Genomic DNA, 21,140 nt, shown 5'->3' on the forward strand with positions numbered 1-21,140 from the left:
CGCCCTCAACGCTTGGTGCCGCGCGCCCGCGCGAGGATCTGTGACCGCTCGCTCAGCGTGAACTTCCCGCGCAGGACAGTTCGCATCGTGCCCCGCAGCAGCAGGGCGCCCAGGGCCCGCAGCCCTTCTTCGCGCGAATAACCCGGAACGGTCGCGGCCAGTTGCAGAAGATGCGGCCGCGTCACGTGCGGACGCTGCTCCTCCGTCAGGCAGAATGCCGCCGCCGCCTCGATGACGTCGCTGACCGACCGCGCGCCAACGAGTTCGAGGAACTCCTCGAAGCGCTCGGCGGTTTCCGGGGGGAGAGGCCCGGCCTCATCGTCGTCATCAGCCTCGCCGACGTCTCCGGATTCCGAAGCGCCATCGTCCTGCGATGCGTCCTCCGCCTCGCCGGATTCACCGTCGCGCTCCTCCGTCGGCGGATCCTCGTGCTCTTCGCCGTCATCCATGTCCGCCACGTCGGCCGGGTTCGGAACCGGGCCCACGACCTTCGACAGGTCCTCGCGGTAGCGCTCCATCTCGGTCTGCTGCTCTGAGGACAGTTCCTTGGAGCTGTCCTTCAACTGGCGCTCCGCTTCGGTCGCGGCCACGGCCGCTTTCATGGCCGAGATCGCATCCAGCCGCCGCCGGCTCTCCGCGTCCTTCAGCTTCGTGTTGGCCTCCTCGATGAGCCGCGAAACGGAATTGTCGTCCTCGCGCTGGATGAGGCGCTGCCGGGCGCGCCGGCTTGGCCGCATGTCCTCGAGGTCCGGGCCGGGTTCTTCGGGCGCGAACAGGTCGTAGGAATCGCGGCGGAGCTCGGCCAGCCGTTCCAGGAGGTCGTCCTCTTCCGAGGCCCCCCCACGCTTTCCCTCGCTTTGCGCGATCTCCTCCAGAAGGGCCTTCCGGATGTCATCTCGGTTCTCGAAACTGCTGAAGTCCCTCCGGCCAGTCGTTTCGCCGGTCAGTGCAAGGATCGCCCGTATCGCGGCGTCAGTGGTGTCGGCGTCCTCGCGGCGGGGCTCCGCGGGCGGCTCTACGCCGGTTTCTTCGGCCTCCGAAGTGGCTTCCTCGGCCGAGGGCTTCTCGCCCCGGCCGGTCTCCAGCCGGGTGACTTCGGCGGCGCCGGTTTCCTCGCCGGCACGCTCCTCCGGCCCGGCCTTTTCCTCGGTCACTTCGGGTTCGACATGGAACGCGCCGGGCCCCGGGCGGCGTTTCACTCCGGCCGTGCGCGCATGGTCGGCGTCCGAGACGTCCTTCGGCGGCTCGATCGCGGCGGGTGCCTCCGGTTCGGCGGGTTGAACTTCGGCGCGCGGCGGGCTCGGCTCCGGCCTTTTCGCCGGTTCTTCCTTTGGAACTTCTTCGGGCTTGCGTCCCTGGCCCACGATCCATCCGCCCAGGCGCTTCAGGAAGCCAGACTGTGCTTCCACCGTCCCGGCTGCCGGGCCGGAGGAGGTCGACCCTTCCTCCTCGGTCTGATCCGCATCTTCTTCGGTGTCGTTCTTGACTTCGAACCATTCCGCGCCGGTCCACCGTTTTGCGATGTCCTCTTGATCCGGAGCTTCGCCCGCCTCCTTGCCGGCCGGGATAACGGGTTGAAGATGGCCTGCCGTCGACTCGCCGTTGCCGGAAGCTTCCGAATCCTTCGCGCCGGCACCCGCCGGTGACTCGCTGTCCTTGGGTTCGGCTGCGGGCGTGCGGCCGGTTCCCCGCTTGGCATGGAGAAGCAGGAGCGGCTTTCCGCGCCGTTCCGGCGGGACCTCCCCAAGGGTTTCCCCAGGTTCCGGGGCGGCGGGTTCTTCTGCCGCCTGCGGTGCGGGCGCTTCTTCCGCCGGGGGCTCGGCAGGTTCGGCTTCGGCGCGCTCCGCGGGCTCTTCCACTTCCGGCGCGGGTTCCTCCGCAGGCAGCGCGGCCGCTACTTCCTCGTCCTCGGCTTTCTCCGGCACCGGGGGAACGAAAGGCGCGACCTCTTCCTCGGCCGCCTTCTCCTCCTCCTCGCGCTCCTCGGCGCCGGCCTCGGGTGCCGGGCCTTGGTATCGGTAGATCCCTGCCGCAGGCTCGGCGGGCTTTGCCTTTCCTGCCGCGGCCGCCGCGCGAATGCGCAGCAGCGTTTCGGCGACGCTAGGCTGCGCGGCTTCGGCGCGAGGCCTTTCGGGCTCGGGCTCTGCTACGGGGGCTTCTTCCGGCTCTTCCTCGACCATTTCCAGGTCGGCGGACGTTTCCGCTTCGGCCGGCGGAGGAGTGACTTCCACCGGCGCGGGCTCTTCCGCCGGCGCGGGCTCTTCCGCCGCTTCGGTGACGGTCGTGCCGGCCGTTACGGGCGCCGGCGCTTCCTCCTCTTCCTCAAACTCCGTGATTTCGGCCTCCGGCATCGGCCGCGGCACCGGGGGCGCCGCCGTTTCCGCGCGCTCGCGGCGGGCAGCGAGAGCGGAGGCCAACGCGGTGATCCCGGCGCTCGGCGGCTCGGCGATGCCGACCTCCTCCTCTTCGAGGTCTTCCGGTTCCTGCACGCGAGGAGCGGGCCGCTCCGCCGGCGCCGCTGCGCTCGGCCTCAGGGTGATGCCATTCTCCCTGATCTTCGCCTCGACGCGCTGCCTGATCTCGCGTTCTGCGAGGCCGTGCAGCGTATCGGTCTCAGGGGTGGGCGGAACCGCGCCAAAGAACCGGTCTTCGGCGGCGAGGTCGCGGAAGTAGTCGGCAATGACCTTCATGACCTGGATCGGATTGTCGAATCCCTCCAGGGTGCAATTGAACGTCCCATAGGAGACGGTTAATTTGCTGTTCCTGCCGGCCATAACCCGCCGCGATCTCCCACTACGTACCTCGTTACTCTCATCCCCAATTGGTGCGCCACCTTGGACATAAATAGGTAAATCAAAGGATTTTTCTGGACCTAGATCGCCTCACAATTGTGAATTGTTGCAATTTTGGCGACTAATTATGGCATCATGCGCGCGATTGTTCACTCATCTCAAGGGGTAACGCTGATTGGCGGAGGGCGCGTCGCGCGGTCTGCGGCAGCGCAGGCCGTGGCCATCGCGCCTCGTCTCGTGGCGGCGGACGGCGGCGCGAACAGGGCCATCGCGCTGGGGCTGATTCCCGAGGCCGTGATCGGCGACCTTGATTCGATCGGCGGGGAGGCGCGTGAGAGGCTCGGAGAGGCGCGGCTTTTCCGGGTGAACGAGCAGGAAACGACCGACTTCGAGAAATCCCTCCTCCGGATCGACGCGCCCTTCGTTCTGGCGCTCGGCTTTGCGGGGCCGCGGCTCGACCACACGCTCGCGGCATGGAACACGATCGCGCGGCTTTCTGTGCCGCCCTGCCTGATCGTCGGCGAAAAGGACGTGGTCTTTGCCGCCCCGCCCCGCCGCCGCCTTGCGCTGGCGTTGAAGGCCGGCGCGCGGGTCTCGCTATTTCCGATGGCGCGCGTCGCGGGCAGGTCCACGGGCCTTCGCTGGCCCATCGCCGGGCTGTCTTTCGCGCCCGATGGGCGCGTCGGGACGTCGAACATAGCGGATGGGCCGGTCGAGGTCGAATTCGATGCGGCCGGAATGCTGGTCATCCTGCCGAGGAATTGCCTGCGCGCGGCTATCGGGGCGCTTCTAGAGGCGTGACGACCCGTGCCGCCCGCACGACCTGATGCTCGCGGTGGATGATGTAGAGGCCGGAGGCGACGATCACCGCGATGCCCGTCCAGGTCATCGCGTCCGGGAAATCGCTGAAGACGAGGTAGCCGTAGAGCGAGGCCCCGACGATCTCGAGGTAGTGGAGTGGCGCCAGCGTGGAGGAGGGCGCGAACATCAGCGCGTAGGTCATGGCCATGTGACTGATCGTGGCGGCGAGGCCGACGCAGAAGACCCAGATCCAGAAGACGCCCTGCGGAAGAACGAAGGACAGGGAGGGTTCGCCCAACGCATGGCCGACCGCGAGGAGGGGCAGGCAGAGGACGCTCGCGAAGAAAGCGGTGTGAAGCTGCATCGTCACCGGATGCATGAGCCGCGACAGATGCCGCGTGATCAGCATGTAGAGCGCGAAGGAAAGCGCTGTTCCCAAGGGATAAAACGCGACCGGGCCGAACTCGGCGAAGGAGGGCTGGATGACGAGGAGCGACCCCGTGAACCCGACGACGGACGCGCCGAGGCGGCGCGGCCCGACCTGTTCGGACAGCACGATCTTCCCGATCAGGAGGATGATGAACGGCTCGACGAAGGCGATGGCGAGCGCGTCGGCGATCGGCATGACACGGACCGCAGCAACGAAGAAATAGGTAGACAGGATCGCGACGGCCGCGCGCGAGATCGTCAGCCAGAAGGCGCGCGGCAGGATCGCCATGGGCAGGCCCATGAACAGCACGATCGGCAGCATCAGAATGCCCTGCACGACGAAGCGGCCAAGCGTCACCACGCCCACCGGCACTTCCTGCGCGGCGAGTTTCGAGGCGACGTCGATCAGGGGCGCGATGGCACAGAAGGCGAGCATCAGCCCGACGCCGGGAAGGATACGGTCTTCGCGGTCCATGGCGATGCGGGCTACCCTGCCGCCCGCGCCGCGTCCATCCCGAAAACGACATGGGTGAAGGAGGGTTGCGGAAATGCGGCCAGTTCCGGGCCATTCCCTTCCCCTCGCCCCCGCGCCTGGGGCGCGGAGGCCGGGATTTCCGTGATCCGGGGAAAGGATCCGGACGGGGGCAAGGGCCTCAGCAGTTCGGAATGTTGACCGCGAGCCCGCCGAGTGAGGTTTCCTTGTACCTTTCGTGCATGTCCTGCCCGGTCTGGCGCATCGTCTCGATCGCCGCATCGAGAGGCACGAAGTGCTGACCATCGCCCCTGAGCGACAGCGAGGCGGCCGAGACGGCCTTGATCGCGCCGAGGCCGTTCCGCTCGATGCAGGGCACCTGGACGAGGCCCTTCACCGGGTCGCAGGTCATGCCGAGATGGTGTTCGAGCGCGATTTCCGCCGCGTTCTCGACCTGTTCGGGCGTTCCGCCCATGACCGCGCAGAGGCCCGCTGCAGCCATGGCCGCGGCCGATCCGACCTCTGCCTGGCAGCCGCATTCCGCGCCCGAGATCGAGGCGTTGTGCTTGATGAGCCCGCCGATGGCCGCCGCCGTGAGGAGGAACTCGCCGACCTGTGACGCGCTCGCCCCGGGAACGTGGTCGAGCCAGTACCGGATCACCGCCGGCACGACGCCCGCGGCGCCGTTCGTCGGCGCCGTCACGACTTGGCCGCCTGCCGCGTTTTCCTCGTTCACGGCCATCGCGTAGGCCGACATCCAGTCGTTGATGACATGGGGCGCCGTCAGGTTGCGTCCGCGTTCCGCCAGGAGCGCCTCGTGGATGGACTTGGCGCGCCGGCGCACCTTGAGCCCGCCGGGCAGGATGCCGTCCGTGGCGAGCCCCCTGTCCATGCAGTCGTTCATCACGGTCCAGATCCGGCTGAGACCCGACGCGATTTCCGCCTCGGAGCGGAAGACCTTTTCGTTCGCGCGCTTCATCTGGGCAATCGTGAGGCCCGAGGCCGCCGCCATCTCCAGCATCTCGACCGCCGAACGGAACGGGTAGGGGACGGGCGAACGTTCGGACAGAACCTTGTCGTCCACCGCCGCATGCTCGGCCTCGGTCAGCACGAAGCCGCCGCCGATGGAATAGTAGGTCTCCTGCAGGATCACGTCGCCCTGCGCGTCGGTGGCCATGAGGATCATGCCGTTGGCGTGGCCGGGCAGCGAGGGCCCGAAGTCGAAGACCAGGTCGGATTCCGGGTTGAACCGCAGCGCCGGGAGGCCCGGGGGCGTGACCATCCCGGTTTCGGCGATCGACTTCAGCGTCGCTTCGGCCTTTTCCGCGTCATAGCTGTCGGGCGCGAAGCCCGCGAGGCCCAGGATCGTGGCGCGGTCGGTCGCGTGACCCTTCCCGGTGAAGGCAAGAGAGCCGTGGAGTGATGCGCGTAGCCCCACGGGGTGGAAAGGCGATGCCTTGAGCGTTTCGAGGAAACGCGCACCGGCAACCATGGGCCCCATCGTGTGGGAGGAGGAGGGGCCAATCCCCACCTTGAACATGTCGAAGACGGAAAGGAACATCTTGGGTCCTTCAGGTCGCGCTGCCCTCGGGCGGGCAGGCATGGGAGGGTTTCGTGAAAATGGTCGTGCCGAGGCCTTCCGCAAGCGCTGCGGCCCCTGCGGCCGGGCGGCTTTCCATGGCGGCGGCCACCGCCTCGAGCGCGGGGTAGGCAGAGAGGTCGAACCAGTCCGCGCGGCCCTTCGGGAAGAGAGCCAGCCAGCGCAGCAGGCAGCTTATGTAGTGTGTAAGGATCGATGGCGCATCGGGGCGGAACCAGGCCGGGCTTGTGGAGGCCATCGCCTCGACAAGTCCGAGGTGGCAGACGATCCGGTCCTGCGTGGCGACCGCGAAGGCCGTGACGCATTCGGGAGCGCCGGCATGGCGGTCGGGATAGAAGTGCAGGCGGATGTCGGCGTGCAGCGTGTTCGATGTGAAGAAGAGCCACTTCAGAAAAGCCGCCCGGTCAGGCGAACCCGGCTGCGGCGCGAGTGCGCCGTGGCGTTCGGAGAGCCAGAGCAGGATAGCGCCGGTTTCGGAGATCGGCCCGTCGGTCGTCTCGATCACCGGGATCAGCCCGGTCGGGCTGAGGCGGCGGTATTCGGCGCTGTCCTGCTGGCGGATACGGCGGTCAACGAGCTTCGTCTCGTACGGTTGGCCGAGCTCCTCGAGCGCCAGCCGCACGATCAGCGAGGCATTGTCTGGTGCGTAGTGGAGGACGTACATCGCTGGCGCTCCGCGGTTTCGGGCACTTATCTTCCGGCGGCAAGTCACGGGCGAGGCGGAAAGCGACGCTTTGCCGCGCAAACCGTCCGTGCCGCGCCGGTCAGGTGATCCGGCGCTCCAATTCCCGAGGGTCCACGTCGCCGGGGTCCCAGAACTCCGCGGCGCCCTCCGGCAGTCGCGCGAGAAGCCGGTCGAGGTCCGCCTGGTGCATGTGCCGCCGAAGCGCGCGGGCGACCGCCTCGATCGCGTGATCGGGCGTCAGGTTGTGGTGAGGCCGGACGGCCTGCGCCTCCCGTGTCAGGGCCTCGCGAGGGGCAAAGGGCAGGGGAGGCGCGGAGATGTCCCAGTCCTGCACGAAGATCGCGCGCGGAACGGCCGGCAGGAGGTTCGCGAAGGCGATGGCCTGTTCGGGCGTCAGGCGCCGCCGGAACACCCGGAAAACGGCGTCGACCGCGGTGTAGGCCGCGTTGTCGCTTTCGAGCCCGAGAAACTCCTTCGCGTCGGCGAGGAATGCCTGCCAGTCCTTCGTGGCGTGGCGGTAGGCCCAGGGCATTGGCATCGGGGCGGCTCCGGTCGTGAACGGAGCCAGACTAGCACGCTGGCGGGCCCTGTTCACCGGCCGCGGCAGTCTGCCTCCGGTCGCCGTGCTCCGCGGGGGCGATTGCCCCTCGCACCGTCGCGCCATCTTGCCTATAACCCGTGGCGAGCCAGCGAAGGAGCCCCGCCATGACCCGTGAACTCTCCCCCGTCGAAACCGCCAAGGCAGCCGCAGGGAGGCGCTCGGTCGACTTCATCGAGGACGGCATGCGCGTCGGGCTCGGCACCGGCTCGACGGCCGCATTCATGGTTCGTGCGCTGGGCGAAAGGGTGCGCAAGGAAGGCCTGAACATCACCGGCGTGCCGACCTCCAGCCAGACCGCGGAGCTCGCACGGCAGGAGGGTATCCGCGTCGTGGCACTGGACGAGGCGAAATGGCTCGACCTCACGATCGACGGGGCCGACGAATTCGACGGCGACCTGAACCTCATCAAGGGCGGCGGGGGCGCGCTTCTTCAGGAAAAGATCGTGGCCACGGCCTCGGACCGCATGATCGTCATCGCCGACCTCGCCAAGGAAGTCGCCTGCCTTGGCGCCTTCCCGCTGCCGATCGAGGTCGTGCCCTTCGGCTGGAAGACCACGAAGCTCCTCGTGGAAGAGGCTCTCGACCCCCTCGACGTGCTCGGCCGCGAGGTCACGCTCCGGATGAGCGGGGACCGCGCCTTCATCACCGACAACGGCAACCACATCCTCGACCTCCATCTCGGCCGCATCGCGGATGCCCGCCAGCTTGGCCACATGCTGAACCAGATCCCCGGCGTTGTGGAGAACGGGCTCTTCATCGACATCTGTGACATGGTCGTCATCGGCCACGGCGACGGGCGGGTCGAAGTGCGCGACTACAGCACCGGCGACGTGGAGAAGGGCCGGATCGACTTCCCCGAGCCCGACAACATCTTCACCGATATCGGGAGCTGAAGTGGTGTTCGACTATGACCTCTTCGTGATCGGCGGGGGGTCCGGCGGCGTCCGTGCCGCGCGGATCGCCGCTGGGGAACATGGCGCGCGCGTCGGCCTGGCCGAAGAGGACAGGATGGGCGGCACCTGCGTCATCCGCGGCTGCGTGCCGAAGAAGCTCATGGTCTTCGCATCCGGATACCGCGCGCAGATGGACGACGCTCGCGTCTATGGTTGGGACGTGGCGGAAAAGGGCTTCGACTGGTCGACCTTCCGCCCCAGACTCGACGCCGAGCTCGACCGGCTCGAAGCGGCCTACCGCCGCGGCCTCGAGAATGCCGGTGTAACGGTTCACGACGCCCGGGCCGTCCTCGAGGATGCCCACACCGTCCGCCTCTCGACCGGCGAGACGTTCCGCGCACGCCATATCCTGATCGCCACCGGCGGCCGGCCCTTCCTTCCCCCGATCGCGGAGGAGGCGGGCGCCATGACCTCCAACGACGTCTTCAAGCTCGACGCGCTGCCGAAGTCGATCCTCGTCGTCGGCGGCGGGTTCATCGCCTGCGAATTCGCCTGCATCCTGAACGGGCTGGGCGTCGAGGTGACGCAGTACTACCGGGGCGCCCAGATCCTGCGCGGCTTCGACGACGAGGCGCGCGGCCACGTGGCCGAACTGATCCGCGAGGGCGGAGTGAATCTTCATGTCGGCACCGACGTGCTGGAGATGAAGCCGGTCGATGGCGGAACCTGGGTCAAGTCCACCGACGGACGCGAGAAGGTCTACGAGAAGGTCCTGTTCGCCACGGGCCGGGTGCCCAACACCGAGGGCCTCGGGCTCGAGGAGCTTGGCGTCGAACTCGGGCGACGCGGCGAGATCGTGGTGGACGAATGGAGCCAGACGGCCGTTCCCTCGGTCTACGCGGTGGGCGACGTTACCGACCGGGTGAACCTGACCCCCGTCGCGATCCGCGAGGGCCATGCCTTCGCCGACACTGTCTTCGGATCGAAGCCGACGAAGGCCGAACACGACCTCGTCGCCTCCGCCGTGTTCACGCAGCCGGAACTCGGAAGCGTGGGCATGACCGAGGAGGAGGCGCGCGACGAACGACCGATCGAGGTCTACTCGACGTCGTTCCGCCCGATGCAGACGCTCTTCGCCGGTCGTCCCGACCGGGTGATGATGAAGCTCATCGTCTGCGCGGAGACGCGGAAGGTGCTCGGCTGCCACATCGTCGCGCCCCAGGCGGGCGAGATGATACAGCTTGCCGCGGTTGCGATCCGCATGGGGGCGACGAAGGAGGATTTCGACCGCACGGTGGCGGTACACCCCACGATGGCGGAGGAATTGGTGACGATGCGGAAACCGGTCCGAACGGCTTGATTTCTGCTCGACAATGCCCAATTGGCAGAAAAGACCCGTGAAATTCAACGGCAAGGATAGGACGCGCAATGGCAGGCAATCGTGGCCCCTGGGGGGGTGGCAACGGCGGGGATGACGGCGACGACCGGCAGGAGCCGGGACGTGGCGGACGGCGCCCGGGCGAAGGGCCGCAGATTCCTGAGATCGAAGAGATCGTGAAGAAGGGGCAGGAGCAGCTGCGCGTGCTCATGGGCGGGCGCGGCCCGCGCGGGCCTGGCGGCGGCGGCGGTGGTCCCGGCGGTCCGGCCTTCACCCGCGGCACGATCGGCCTTGGCGTCCTCGCCGCGATCGGCCTCTGGGCGTTCGCCAGCTTCTACACCGTCCGGCCCGAAGAACAGTCGGTCGAGCTTTTCCTGGGTGAGTTCCATGCCGTCGGTCATCCGGGCCTGAACTTCGCTCCCTGGCCAGTGATCACCGCCGAGGTGATCGCCGTCACGCCGGAACGCATCGAGGATATCGGCGTGGGCCGCGGTGGCGGGGATGCGGGCCTGATGCTGACCGGCGACGAGAACATCGTCGACATCGACTTCCAGGTCGTCTGGAACATCACCGACGCGCAGAAATACCTCTTCAACCTGCGCGACCCGCAGACCACGATCCGCGCCGTGTCCGAATCCGCGATGCGCGAGATCATCGCCCAATCGCAGCTCGCCCCGATCCTTAACCGGGACCGCGGCCCCATCGCCGAGCGGCTCAAGGACCTGATCCAGACCACGCTCGACAGCTACGACAGCGGCATGAACGTCGTGCGGGTTAACTTCGACCGTGCCGACCCGCCGCGCGAGGTGATCGACGCCTTCCGCGAAGTGCAGGCGGCCGAACAGGAACGCGACCGGCTGGAGAAAGAGGCAGACGCCTACGCCAACCGCGTCCTCGCCGGTGCGCGCGGTGAGGCGGCGCAGGTGCTCGAAGAGGCCGAAGCCTACCGTGCCCAGGTCGTGAACGAGGCAGAGGGTGAGGCCAGCCGCTTCACTGCCGTTCTCGCAGAGTACCAGAAGGCACCGGAAGTGACGCGCAAACGCCTTTACCTCGAGACGATGGAAGAGGTGATGTCCCGCGTGAACAAGGTCATCCTCGACGAGAAGCCTGGCACGCAGGGCGTCGTGCCCTACCTGCCCTTGACCGAACTCGGCCGCCGGCCGGCCACGACGACCGGAGACAGCAACTGATGAAACGCGCAACGCTTCTTCTCCCCATCGCGGCCATCGCGGCAGCGCTCGCTCTCTCGTCGATCTTCATCGTGGACGAACGCGAGAAGGCGCTGGTGCTGCAGTTCGGCCAGATCAAGACCATCAAGGAAGACCCCGGTCTCGCCTTCAAGATCCCGCTGATCCAGGAGGTTGTCCGCTACGACGACCGGATCCTGTCGCGCGACATCGACCCGATCGAGGTGACGCCCCTCGACGACCGCCGGCTCGTCGTGGACGCCTTCGCGCGCTACCGGATCGTCGACGTCGAGCGCTTCCGCCAGGCCGTCGGTGCCGGCGGCGTGCCCTTCGCCGAAAGCCGGATCGACACGATCCTGCGCGCGCAGATGCGCGAGGTCCTCGGTTCCGTCACCTCGTCCGAGATCCTCTCGGCCGACCGCGCGGCGCTTACGCTGCGCATCCGCGATGCCGCCCGGCGCGAGGCTTCCTCGCTGGGCGTGGAGATCATCGACGTGCGCCTGAAGCGGTCGGACCTGCCGGAGCAGAACCTCGACGCGACCTTCGCCCGGATGCGCGCCGAACGGGAACGCGAGGCCGCCGACGAGGTCGCACGCGGTAACGAAGCCGCGCAACGCGTCCGCGCCCAGGCTGACCGCACGCAGGTTGAGATCGTTTCCGACGCAAACCGCCAGGCCGAGATAACCCGAGGCGAGGCCGACGCCCGCCGCAACGCAATCTTCGCCGACGCATTCGGTGCGGACCCGGAGTTCTTCGAGTTCTACCGCTCGCTCGCGGCCTATCGCGCCTCGCTCCTCGGCGAGAACTCGACCTTCGTCATGGCGCCCGACAGCGAGTTCTTCGACTACCTGAAGTCCGACCGACCGGCGGCGCAGACGCCCGCCACGGAGTGACGCGCCCTTGGCGACGATCCTCCTTGGCCTCGGTATGGTCCTGACGATGGAGGGGCTGGTGCTTGCGCTGGCCCCTTCGCGCATCGAGGACATCCTCGAGTTCATCCGCAGCCTGCCCTTGGAAACCCGCCGAGCGCTCGGCCTCGCCGCGATGGCTTTCGGCGTTCTCCTCATCTGGCTTGCGGAAACATTCGCGGGCTGAGAGACTCCCTGACGAAACATCACATCCTTTTGAGCCGATGCGACAGGCTTTGAATTGCCGAAGCATTGTGCCTAGCTCGACATATAGCGGCGGTCCCGTGCACCCCGCGCGGCCCCCGACAGGATCAAGGAGAAGGATTATGAGATCACAGGCCATCGCAGTGCCCGAAGCACGACCCGCGGCCCTGAGGCTGCTCTGGGTCCTGATGCTCGGCTTTGCGCTCGCGCTTGCGCAGGCCGGTATCGCCTTCGGCCGCGCTGCGCCCGAAAGCTTCGCCGATCTGGCCGAGAAGGTCAGCCCGGCCGTCGTCAACATCACCACCTCGACCACCGTGGCCGCTCCGACGGGTCCCGGTTTCGACGTCCCCGAAGGCTCCCCCTTCGAGGACTTCTTCCGCGACTTCCAGAACCGTCAAGGGCCCGACCAGGCGCCTCGCCGCTCGAACGCGCTGGGCTCGGGCTTCGTCATCTCGGAAGACGGCTACATCGTCACCAACAACCACGTCATCGAGGGCGCCGACGAGATCGAGATCGAGTTCTTCTCGGGCGAGCGTCTTGACGCGAAACTGATCGGCACCGACCCCAAGACCGACATCGCGCTCCTCAAGGTGGAAAGCGACGAGCCCCTGACCTTCGTCAGCTTCGGCAACAGCGACCTGATGCGGGTGGGCGACTGGGTCATGGCCATGGGCAACCCGCTCGGCCAGGGCTTCTCGGTTTCCGCGGGTATCGTCTCGGCCAGAAACCGCGAGCTTTCCGGCACCTATGACGACTACATCCAGACCGACGCCGCCATCAACCGCGGCAACTCGGGCGGCCCGCTCTTCAACATGGACGGCGACGTGATCGGCGTGAACACCGCGATCCTCTCGCCCAACGGCGGATCGATCGGTATCGGCTTCTCGATGGCTTCGAACGTCGTGACCAAGGTCGTGAACCAGCTTCGCGAATACGGCGAAACGCGGCGCGGCTGGCTCGGCGTCCGGATCCAGGACATCACCCCCGACGTTGCCGAGGCGATGGGCCTTGGCGACACGCGGGGCGCGCTGGTCACCGACGTGCCGGAAGGTCCGGCGGCCGACGGCGGCATGAAGTCGGGCGACGTCATCACCGCCTTCGATGGGGTCGAGATCGAGGACACGCGCGAACTCGTCCGCCGCGTGGGAGACACCGAGGTCGGCAGGACCGTCCCCGTGGTCGTCCTGCGCGAGGGCGAGACCGAGACGCTGGAAATCACGCTCGGACGGCGCGAACTCGCCGAGGGCGAGGCTGTTCCCGCTGCGGCACAGATGGAGCCCGCCGAGAAGGACATCCTCGGCATGACGCTCGGACCGGTGACGGACAAGGAGATCGGCGAGCTGAACCTCGCTCCCGGAACCGAGGGCCTTGTCGTTAAGTCGATCGACGAAACCTCCGAGGCCTTCGACAAGGGCCTTCAGCCGGGCGATCTCATCACCGAGGCCGGCCAGCAGAAGGTCGCGACGGTAGCGGACCTGGAGGCCCGCATCGAAGAGGCGAAGGACGCCGGCCGGAAGTCGCTCCTTCTTCTGATCCGTCGCGGCGGCGAACCCCGCTTCGTCGCTCTCGGGATCGAGTGAGGTCTCAAGCATCGGGCAAAGGGGCGCCTTCGGGCGCTCCTTTTTCTTTATTTGCTGCTCAGGCCACATGGCGCGGTACGACATCGCGCGCCGGCGACTAGCCCCTTCGTTCGGGCTTGGCGTCGGCTTCGACGTCCGTGGCCTTTCCAGCCGCGTAACCATCGGCCGGCGACCGCTTTCCGAAAGCCCCTCCTCCTGCTGAGGAAGCATGCGAGGCTTTACTCGGGGCGCAATTGCAGGTGGAGTGGGCGCGTAGGGTAGCGACTGTCGGGGAATTGGCGCGCCCGCCCGTCGGGCATCCGTCCGCGCGGTTTCGGGGATGGATGGAGGACGACCCGATGTGTTGGAGCGCGACGGCCTCGGTGGCCATGGTCGGCATCGGTGCGGCGGCAACGGTCATTACTGCGCAACGTGGGGAGCCGCGGGCGATCTGGATGACGCTCGGTTATTTCACCCTGATGGAGGCGCTTCAGGCCGGGGGCTATGCCGTCGTGGACCAGTGCTCCTCGCCGGCGAACCAGTCGCTTACGCTTGCTTCATACGTCCACATCGCATTCCAGCCACTCTTCATCAACGCCTTCGCGATGGCGGTGATCCCGCGCCCGGTGTCCGACAAGGCGCGGCGCATCATCTTCGCGCTCGCTGGTCTGGCCTCGGTTCTGCTGCTTCTCAGGCTCGTGCCGTTCGGATGGGCCGGCAGTTGCCAGCCCGGCCAGCCCCTGTGCGGACCGGAATTCTGCCTCATCCACGGGAACTGGCACATCGCATGGGAAATCCCGCTGAACGACATGTGGGGACAACTCAGTCCTGCTTTCCGGAACATCATGCCCTTCCCGGCCTATACGCTGGCCGTGTTCGTTTTGCCGCTCTTCTACGGGGCCTGGCGCCTTGTTGTTGTCCACGCGGTGCTTGGCCCACTGCTGGCTTCGGTGCTCACGGACAATCCGAACGAGATGCCGGCGATCTGGTGCCTGTTCTCCATCGGCCTCGTGTTTCTCGGCATGAGCCCCCTGGTGCGACGGCGTGTTCTGGGCTCCCGCGGGGCGGAGGCCTGGTGAAGCGGGGCCGTCGGATACCGGAAGTCGAAGCATTTTCGCGCGTGAGGAGTCCTTCCTTTCACGCACCGAACTCCGGATCGACCAGCCGGTCGAGGAGGTCCGAGATATCCTCGATCCGCTCGGCCACGACATGGACGACCCCGGCCTCGCGCTGAAGCCGCCCCGTGACCCGCAGGAGTCGCCCGCCGATCACCGCTCGGCGGAACCTTTCGTAGACCTTGGCCCATACGACCACGTTGGCCACCCCGGTCTCGTCCTCGAGCGTGAGGAAGATCACGCCCTTCGCCGTCCCGGGCCGCTGCCGGACCGTCACGAGGCCCGCGACCGTTACCCGCGCTCCCTCCGGCGGCTCGTCGAGCCGGCCATGAGGCAGCGCAGCGGGCGGCCGCGGCCAGTCCATCGGTGGAGCATAGTGATTCAACATGAGAACAAATGTGGAACAACCGCCCGCGACTGACAAGCTTCAGGGTTTCCCGAAACGCGCCTGTATGTCCGCGGTCGTGTTCTTCGACGGGTAGGGCTGATCCGGCGCGGGCACGCCCAGATGCGCGCAAAGCGGACCCCATCCGTCACCAAGCTTGTGCACCAGAAGCCTGTCCTTCGGCACCGTCTCCAGGACGGCCGCAACGTTCTTCTCGTAGACCGCGATCGCGTGGTCACGGTCGTCGGCCCGGTCCCCGAACACCTTTTCCATGATCCGTATGCCCACGGCGGCACGGTCTTCGGCCTCACGGTAGTGCTTCAGAAGGGTCGCTTCGAAACTGGTCCACCAGCTTTCCGGGCTGCGCCAGGTGAGGACCACGCGGGCGTCCGGGCAAAGCTCGATCAATTCGCGCCAGTAGTGCGCCGAAGGCCAGTCGACGCAGGAATTGTATCCTTCGAAAAGCGCCCGCCAGTCCGGTTCGCCACTGTCCATGAAGGCCCGCCAGCGAGCCTTCATGACGGGATTGGCGCTGACTTCGAACATGTGATGGCAGGGGCCGAAACCGAGGATCGTCAACGCCTCGCGCATGGAATCCGTGCCCGTCCGTCCGAACCCGGTACCGATCACTTTCAGCATCGGTCCCCCCTGGCAGATTTTTCACTATGTTACACGGAAATGTGCGGGGGGTGGAGCATCGCTTCGCGACCCGTTAGATAGCCCGAAACACCGATGCTATGGAACGAGTCGATGGCAAAGATCACCTACGTGGAATACGGCGGCAAGGAACATGTCGTGGAAGTGGCGACGGGCCTGACGGTCATGGAAGGCGCCCGCGACAATGGCATTCCCGGAATCGAGGCCGACTGCGGCGGCGCCTGCGCCTGTTCCACCTGCCACGTCTACGTGGACGAGGCCTGGGTCGAGAAGCTTCCGCCTCGCGACCCGATGGAGGAGGACATGCTCGATTTCGCCTACGAGCCCGATCCCGTCCGTTCGCGCCTGACATGCCAACTGCGCGTCAACGAGGCGCTGGACGGGCTCAAGGTCTTCATGCCCGAAAAGCAGATCTGATGGCGCTGAGGCGGATCCTCGCCGCCGCAGCGATCTCGTCTCTCGCTGCTGGCGGGGCGCTGGCATGCGATTATCCGGGCCCCCCGCCGGACGCTGGCGAGGCAAGGGCGGACACGGGAGACATCCTGTGGGCCGCTTTCTCCGACGCCACGCAAAGATATGACCATGCGATCCTCGGCGATGGGATCGAGGCGGGCGGGCTCCGCGCCGCGACGGCCGACAAGGACGGGTGCGAGCTTTCCGTGATCCTGCCCGATACGCGGGTGTTCGAGGATCTCGCCCCCCGCATCGCGGACCTTGACGGCGATGGCCGCAACGAGATCGTCGTCGTCGAAACGGATGTCGCAAGGGGTGCCTCTCTCGCGATCTATGGCCTGCGGTCCGGGCGCCTGGAGAAACTCGCCGCCACGCCGCCAATTGGCCAGACGCACCGCTGGCTCGCCCCGCTTGGCGCGGCCGATCTGGATGGCGACGGCATCCTCGAAATCGCCTATGTCGATCGCCCTCACCTCGCGAAGATCCTCCGCGTCTGGCGCTACGTGAACGGACGCCTGACGGAGGTCGCGGCAGCTTCGGGGCTCACCAGCCATCGGATCGGTGACGCGTTCATCCAGGGCGGCTTCGCCTCATGCGGTGGCCGCGCCGTCATCCTCACGGCCGATGCCGACTGGCGCCGGGTCATGGCGACGCGGCTCGAGGGCGGCAAACTCGTCGCGACAGACCTCGGTCCCTACTCCGGACCGGACAGCCTCGACCCGTCGATCGCCTGCCGTTGAGGCTCGTCAGGGCAGCCGCAAGCCAACGCCCCGCGTCAGCTCAGGCAGTAGTTCTGGGGTTTCAGCCTCTCGGGCGGCGCCTCTCCGAGATGCGGGGCGATGCTGATCTCCACGGTTCGGCACATCGCGTCCAGCGGCAGGCCGTTCACGGTCTTGCCAAAGGGCTTGCCGAGTTCCTCGGTCACTTCCGCCAGGCCGAAGAACACGTAGGCCACGACGGCCGTGAAGGCAGGGGTCAGCCATCCCGCGCTGTCGACGATCCCCACGGGGAGGAGGAGGCAGTAGAGCCAGGTCGTCCGGAAGACGAGAAGCGAGTAGACATAGGGCAGGGGCGTGTTCGCGATCCGCTCGCACCCCGCCTGCGCCAGCGTGATCGAGGCGAGCCGTTCGGTGAGCGCCTTGGCCCCGAAGCCATCGATCTCGCCAGCGGCCCGCGCCTCGGTCAGTTCCGACGCCAGGTGATCGAGCATGGCGCAGGGCGGATGCGCGGCGTCGTGCCAATGCGGTTCGATCCAGCGCTCGGCCGCCGCATCGCGCGGCAGGCCACGCAGGCTCAGGCGGTGAAGGTGCATGAACCCGATCGCTCCGCGCAGGATCGCCTGCCGCCGGCTCGAGCTGCCGACGAAGATGTCCGTTTCGCGCCCGAGCGAGCGCAGGTCCGCGATCAGCTGACCCCAGAGCTTGCGGGATTCCCACCACCGGTCATAGGCCGCGTTGTTGCGGAACCCGAGGAAAAGCGACAGCGCCACGCCGAAGACCGCGAAGGCCGAAGCCCCTGTGTGCATCATCGGCCCATATGTGGTGTCGAGCCAGACATAGCCCGCCGCAATGGCCGAAAGCCCGATGATCCGCGGCGCGATCTTCGGAAGGACCGAGCCGCGCGTCGCGAACAGGAGGGCAAAGATGTCGGTCTTGTCGCGAACGATCACTTCAGGGCACGCCAGCCGATGTCCCTGCGGCAGAAGCCATCCGGCCAGTCGATGCGGTCGACCATCGCATAAGCGCGGTTGCGCGCCTCCGACAGGGTCGCCCCGCGCGCGGTAACGTTCAGCACCCGGCCGCCATTGGCGACGATGTGGCCATCACGTGCCGCGGTTCCGGCGTGGAAGACCATGTGGTGCGAATCTTCCGGCAGAACGTCGAGCCCACCGATCACGGTTCCCTTCGCGTAGTCGCCGGGATACCCGTTTGCCGCCATCACCACGGTCAGCGCATGATCGTCGGCCCAGTTCGCCGCCACCTCGTGAAGCCGCCCCTCGGCGCAGGCGAGGAGAAGGTCCAGCACCTGCCCGCCGAGCCGCATCATCAGAACCTGGCATTCCGGGTCGCCGAAGCGCACGTTGTATTCGACGAGCCGCGCCCGCCCGTTCTCGATCATCAGCCCGGCGTAGAGCACGCCCCGGAAGGGAGTTCCCCGCCGCGCCATCTCGGCGACGGTAGGTTTCACGATCTCTTCCAGCGCCTGCGCGGCGATTTCGTCGGTCAGGACCGGTGCGGGCGAATAGGCGCCCATGCCCCCGGTATTCGGCCCCGTGTCGCCGTCGCCGACGCGCTTGTGGTCCTGTGCCGTGCCGACGGGCAGGACGTTCTCACCGTCGCAGAGGACGAAGAAGGAGGCTTCCTCGCCGGCCATGAATTCCTCGATCACGACCTCGGCGCCCGCAGCGCCGAAGGCTCCGGCGAACATCTCGTCGACCGCGGAAAGCGCCTCGGCTTCGGTCATCGCGACGACAACGCCCTTGCCGGCGGCGAGCCCGTCCGCCTTCACGACGATCGGGGCGCCCTGTGCGCGGATGTAGTCCTTCGCGGGTCCGGCCTCGGTGAAGCGCGCCCAGGCGGCCGTTGGGGCCTTGCAGGCGTCGCAGACCTCCTTGGTGAAGCTTTTCGAGGCTTCGAGCCGTGCCGCCTCGGCCGAGGGGCCGAAGGCGAGGATGCCGGCACCGGCCAGCGCGTCGCCGACTCCGGCGGCCAGCGGCGCCTCCGGTCCGATCACGACGAAGTCGATCGCGTTCTCCTCGCAGAAGGTCGCGACTGCCGCGCCGTCGAGGATGTTTATGTCGGCGCATTCGGCCATGGTCGCGATCCCGGCGTTGCCCGGCGCCACGATCAGCCGGTCGCATTTCGGGTTCTGCTTGATCGCCCAAGCCAGGCTGTGCTCGCGCCCGCCGCTGCCCAAGACCAGAATGTTCATGCGCCCCGCTCCCTTGGCCTCGTCTGCGGCGCGTTCTAAGGTGATGACGCAGGCGATACAAGCGGAGCGCCATGGAAGTCTTCGAAGAACCCGGTCTGGGCGGAAACGTCCACGAATTCACCGTGTCAGAGATCTCGGGCGCCGTGAAACGCGTCATCGAGGGCGAGTTCGGCCATGTCCGCGTTCGCGGCGAGATCAGCCGCGTATCGCGCCCCGCCTCGGGCCATCTCTATTTCGACCTGAAGGACGACCGCTCCGTCCTCGCCGCCGTCAGCTGGAAGGGCCAGGTCCAGCGCATGACCGTTCGCCCCGAAGAGGGGATGGAGGTGATCGCGGTCGGGCGCCTCACCACCTTCCCCGGCCAGTCGAAATACCAGCTGATCGTGGAAGACATCGTTCCCGCGGGCGCGGGCGCCCTCATGGTGATGCTGGAGAAGCGCAAGGCGGCCCTTGCCGCCGAGGGCCTTTTCGACGCGGCCCGCAAGAAGCCCGTGCCCTTTCTGCCCGAGGTGATCGGCGTCGTCACCTCGCCCTCGGGCGCCGTGATCCGGGACATCCTGCACCGCCTCCGCGACCGATTTCCGCGCCGGGTCCTGATCTGGCCCGTGGCCGTCCAGGGAGAGAAATGCGCGCCCGAGGTCGCCGCCGCGATCAAGGGCTTCAACGCGCTGCCCGAGGATGGCCCCGTCCCGCGCCCCGATCTTCTCATCGTCGCCCGCGGTGGCGGCTCTATCGAGGACCTCTGGGGTTTCAACGAGGAAATCGTCGTCCGTGCCGCTGCCGCGTCCCGGATCCCGCTGATCTCGGCGGTCGGCCATGAAACAGACACGACGCTCATCGACTACGCGGCCGACAAGCGGGCGCCGACACCCACCGCCGCCGCCGAGATGGCGGTGCCGGTGCGCGCGGACCTGATTGCCTGGACCGCCGACCAGGACGCGCGGCTTGGCCGCGCGATCCGTCATCGCGGCGAAATCCGACGCCAGCGCCTCACGGACCTGTCGCGCGCGCTGGGCCGGCCGGAAATGCTCCTTGCCCCGGCCCGCCAGCAGCTCGATCAGTGGTCGTCGCTCCTTGGTCCGGCGCTCCGCACCGCCGCGAGCCGGAAGCGCGCGATGTTCAGCCATTCGGCGGCGCTGGTGCGCCCTTCGCTGCTCACCCGCTTCATCGCCGACGAGCGCCGCGCCCTTGGCGACCGGGCCCGCAGCCTTCAGGCCGCCTTCGTCCGCCTTGCCCGGGACGCCGACCGAGACGCGAAGCGGCAGCGTCAGACCCTAGAGGCCCTGTCCGGCCGCCTCGACGCGGCGCCGCGGGCCCGTCTTGCCGCGCTTTCGGAAAGGCTCGATGCGCTCGACCGCACGCGCCAGACGCTCGGCTACACCGAAACGCTGCGTCGAGGCTTCGCCGTGGTCCGGGGCGAGTCGGGCCTGGTCACGGCGAAGGCCGAGGCCGAGGTGGAGACGACGCTGGAGATCGAATTCCGCGACGGCCGGCTCCGGGTCATGCCCGCCGTCCCGCAGAAGGCGGGCAAGTCAAAGCCGCCGCGGCCGGATCAGGGCAGCCTGTTCTGAGGTTTCTCCTGTCAGGCAGGCCGGAGAATGGCGTCACACGCCGACGTCCGGCCCCGCGCAGGCGAGGGGCTCGGGGCTTTCCTCCACCGCGACGAGAGGCATTCCCTCCGGGTCGCCCCGGAACCGTGCCATCAGCCCTTGCGGCGTGTCGTAGAAAGTCCAGCACTGCGGAATGGGCTGGCGGTCGTAGACGAAGCAGATGAACTCCGCCTCCTCATACCAGTAGCCTTCCATGCATTGATCGCCGACGAAGGCCCACCGCACTTTCCGGCCGGGGAGGTATTCCTCGACCCCGTAAGGCTCGCTCCCCGAGCTGTAGAAAAGCGTCTTGCCCTGCGACAGCGCATCGAACTCCGGCCCGGTGAGCGGCGCGTCCGCTCCGACGGCGGGCACGGTCACGAGAACTGCGAGAACGAAGGGGGTCAATCGGCGCATGGAACACTCCCGGTAGGGTACGGTCGCCAAGGATGCCAGAGTGCGGCGGCGCCGGCCAGCCCGGACACCCGGGCGGGCGGGACG

Annotated in this window: 21 protein-coding genes; 11 read left to right on the forward strand and 10 right to left on the reverse strand. The window is 67.5% G+C overall.

Annotated elements, in window-relative coordinates:
- Positions 1-5: 5 nt before the first annotated feature.
- A complete protein-coding gene (locus tag ABCN56_RS13320; protein WP_343081278.1) occupies positions 6-2,690 on the reverse strand; it encodes a hypothetical protein in 2,685 nt (894 codons plus the stop codon).
- Between the two features lie 237 nt (positions 2,691-2,927).
- On the opposite strand from ABCN56_RS13320, the gene ABCN56_RS13325 reads away from it, so the two are divergent.
- Positions 2,928-3,593: a thiamine diphosphokinase gene (locus ABCN56_RS13325; protein ID WP_343081279.1), complete on the forward strand. Its 666-nt coding sequence runs from the start codon at positions 2,928-2,930 to the stop codon at positions 3,591-3,593.
- Here the strand turns inward: ABCN56_RS13325 and ABCN56_RS13330 are convergent.
- The 4 genes from ABCN56_RS13330 to ABCN56_RS13345 all read right to left on the reverse strand — a co-directional run bounded on the left by ABCN56_RS13330 (position 3,568) and on the right by ABCN56_RS13345 (position 7,317).
- Complete coding sequence (locus ABCN56_RS13330; protein ID WP_343081280.1) at positions 3,568-4,497, reverse strand: DMT family transporter; 930 nt, start codon at positions 4,495-4,497, stop codon at positions 3,568-3,570. The genes ABCN56_RS13325 and ABCN56_RS13330 overlap by 26 nt on opposite strands.
- 178 nt (positions 4,498-4,675) lie before the next feature.
- A complete protein-coding gene (locus ABCN56_RS13335) occupies positions 4,676-6,055 on the reverse strand; it encodes an L-serine ammonia-lyase (protein WP_343081281.1) in 1,380 nt (459 codons plus the stop codon).
- 10 nt (positions 6,056-6,065) lie between these two features.
- Positions 6,066-6,758, reverse strand: coding sequence for a glutathione S-transferase family protein (locus tag ABCN56_RS13340; protein WP_343081282.1), 693 nt, complete (start codon positions 6,756-6,758; stop codon positions 6,066-6,068).
- A gap of 100 nt (positions 6,759-6,858) precedes the next feature.
- Positions 6,859-7,317 (reverse strand): DUF2267 domain-containing protein, encoded by a 459-nt coding sequence (locus ABCN56_RS13345; protein ID WP_343081283.1) that lies wholly within the window; start codon positions 7,315-7,317, stop codon positions 6,859-6,861.
- 167 nt (positions 7,318-7,484) lie between these two features.
- Here ABCN56_RS13345 and rpiA point away from each other — a divergent pair, with 167 nt between their 5' ends.
- The 7 genes from rpiA (at position 7,485) to ABCN56_RS13380 (ending at position 14,588) form a co-directional block, all read left to right on the forward strand.
- Positions 7,485-8,273 (forward strand): ribose-5-phosphate isomerase RpiA, encoded by a 789-nt coding sequence (rpiA, locus tag ABCN56_RS13350; RefSeq protein ID WP_343081284.1) that lies wholly within the window; start codon positions 7,485-7,487, stop codon positions 8,271-8,273.
- Between the two features lies 1 nt (position 8,274).
- Complete coding sequence (gene gorA / locus ABCN56_RS13355; protein WP_343081285.1) at positions 8,275-9,633, forward strand: glutathione-disulfide reductase; 1,359 nt, start codon at positions 8,275-8,277, stop codon at positions 9,631-9,633.
- Between the two features lie 68 nt (positions 9,634-9,701).
- Entirely contained in the window at positions 9,702-10,841 is a 1,140-nt protein-coding gene (gene hflK / locus ABCN56_RS13360) for an FtsH protease activity modulator HflK (RefSeq protein WP_343081286.1), read from the forward strand.
- The gene (gene hflC, locus ABCN56_RS13365) at positions 10,841-11,731 is read left to right on the forward strand and encodes a protease modulator HflC (RefSeq protein ID WP_343081287.1); all 891 of its coding nucleotides are present in this window, start codon (positions 10,841-10,843) and stop codon (positions 11,729-11,731) included. The genes hflK and hflC overlap by 1 nt, the downstream gene beginning before the upstream one ends.
- A 7-nt stretch (positions 11,732-11,738) precedes the next feature.
- Positions 11,739-11,933: a DUF2065 domain-containing protein gene (locus ABCN56_RS13370; RefSeq protein WP_343081288.1), complete on the forward strand. Its 195-nt coding sequence runs from the start codon at positions 11,739-11,741 to the stop codon at positions 11,931-11,933.
- A 139-nt stretch (positions 11,934-12,072) separates the two neighbouring features.
- Positions 12,073-13,530, forward strand: coding sequence for a DegQ family serine endoprotease (locus tag ABCN56_RS13375; protein ID WP_343081289.1), 1,458 nt, complete (start codon positions 12,073-12,075; stop codon positions 13,528-13,530).
- A gap of 338 nt (positions 13,531-13,868) precedes the next feature.
- Positions 13,869-14,588 (forward strand): DUF5765 domain-containing protein, encoded by a 720-nt coding sequence (locus tag ABCN56_RS13380; RefSeq protein WP_343081290.1) that lies wholly within the window; start codon positions 13,869-13,871, stop codon positions 14,586-14,588.
- Between the two features lie 58 nt (positions 14,589-14,646).
- Here the strand turns inward: ABCN56_RS13380 and ABCN56_RS13385 are convergent, their stop codons facing one another.
- Positions 14,647-14,988, reverse strand: coding sequence for an OB-fold nucleic acid binding domain-containing protein (locus ABCN56_RS13385; RefSeq protein ID WP_343081291.1), 342 nt, complete (start codon positions 14,986-14,988; stop codon positions 14,647-14,649).
- Between the two features lie 63 nt (positions 14,989-15,051).
- A complete protein-coding gene (locus tag ABCN56_RS13390) occupies positions 15,052-15,648 on the reverse strand; it encodes a sulfotransferase family protein (RefSeq protein ID WP_343081292.1) in 597 nt (198 codons plus the stop codon).
- A gap of 111 nt (positions 15,649-15,759) precedes the next feature.
- Between ABCN56_RS13390 and ABCN56_RS13395 the strand changes: the two genes are divergently transcribed.
- Together ABCN56_RS13395 and ABCN56_RS13400 are read left to right on the forward strand one after the other, a co-directional pair.
- Positions 15,760-16,083 (forward strand): 2Fe-2S iron-sulfur cluster-binding protein, encoded by a 324-nt coding sequence (locus ABCN56_RS13395; RefSeq protein WP_343081293.1) that lies wholly within the window; start codon positions 15,760-15,762, stop codon positions 16,081-16,083.
- Positions 16,083-16,859 carry an FG-GAP repeat domain-containing protein gene (locus tag ABCN56_RS13400; RefSeq protein ID WP_343081294.1) on the forward strand — a complete coding sequence of 259 codons (777 nt, stop codon included), beginning with the start codon at positions 16,083-16,085 and terminating at the stop codon, positions 16,857-16,859. Before ABCN56_RS13395 ends, ABCN56_RS13400 begins: the two co-directional genes overlap by 1 nt.
- A 35-nt stretch (positions 16,860-16,894) precedes the next feature.
- Here ABCN56_RS13400 and ABCN56_RS13405 read toward each other — a convergent pair whose 3' ends face one another.
- Positions 16,895-17,788: a bestrophin family protein gene (locus ABCN56_RS13405; RefSeq protein ID WP_343081295.1), complete on the reverse strand. Its 894-nt coding sequence runs from the start codon at positions 17,786-17,788 to the stop codon at positions 16,895-16,897.
- Entirely contained in the window at positions 17,785-19,050 is a 1,266-nt protein-coding gene (gene purD / locus ABCN56_RS13410; RefSeq protein WP_343081296.1) for a phosphoribosylamine--glycine ligase, read from the reverse strand. Before purD ends, ABCN56_RS13405 begins: the two co-directional genes overlap by 4 nt.
- A gap of 71 nt (positions 19,051-19,121) precedes the next feature.
- Here purD and xseA point away from each other — a divergent pair, with 71 nt between their 5' ends.
- Positions 19,122-20,621, forward strand: a complete 1,500-nt coding sequence (xseA, locus tag ABCN56_RS13415; RefSeq protein ID WP_343081297.1) for an exodeoxyribonuclease VII large subunit — start codon at positions 19,122-19,124, stop codon at positions 20,619-20,621.
- A gap of 33 nt (positions 20,622-20,654) precedes the next feature.
- Here xseA and ABCN56_RS13420 read toward each other — a convergent pair whose 3' ends face one another.
- Positions 20,655-21,056: a hypothetical protein gene (locus tag ABCN56_RS13420; RefSeq protein ID WP_343081298.1), complete on the reverse strand. Its 402-nt coding sequence runs from the start codon at positions 21,054-21,056 to the stop codon at positions 20,655-20,657.
- Between the last annotated feature and the right edge of the window lie 84 nt (positions 21,057-21,140).

Source organism: Ostreiculturibacter nitratireducens (assembly GCF_032670585.1).
In the GTDB taxonomy this organism is placed as follows: domain Bacteria; phylum Pseudomonadota; class Alphaproteobacteria; order Rhodobacterales; family Rhodobacteraceae; genus Ostreiculturibacter; species Ostreiculturibacter nitratireducens.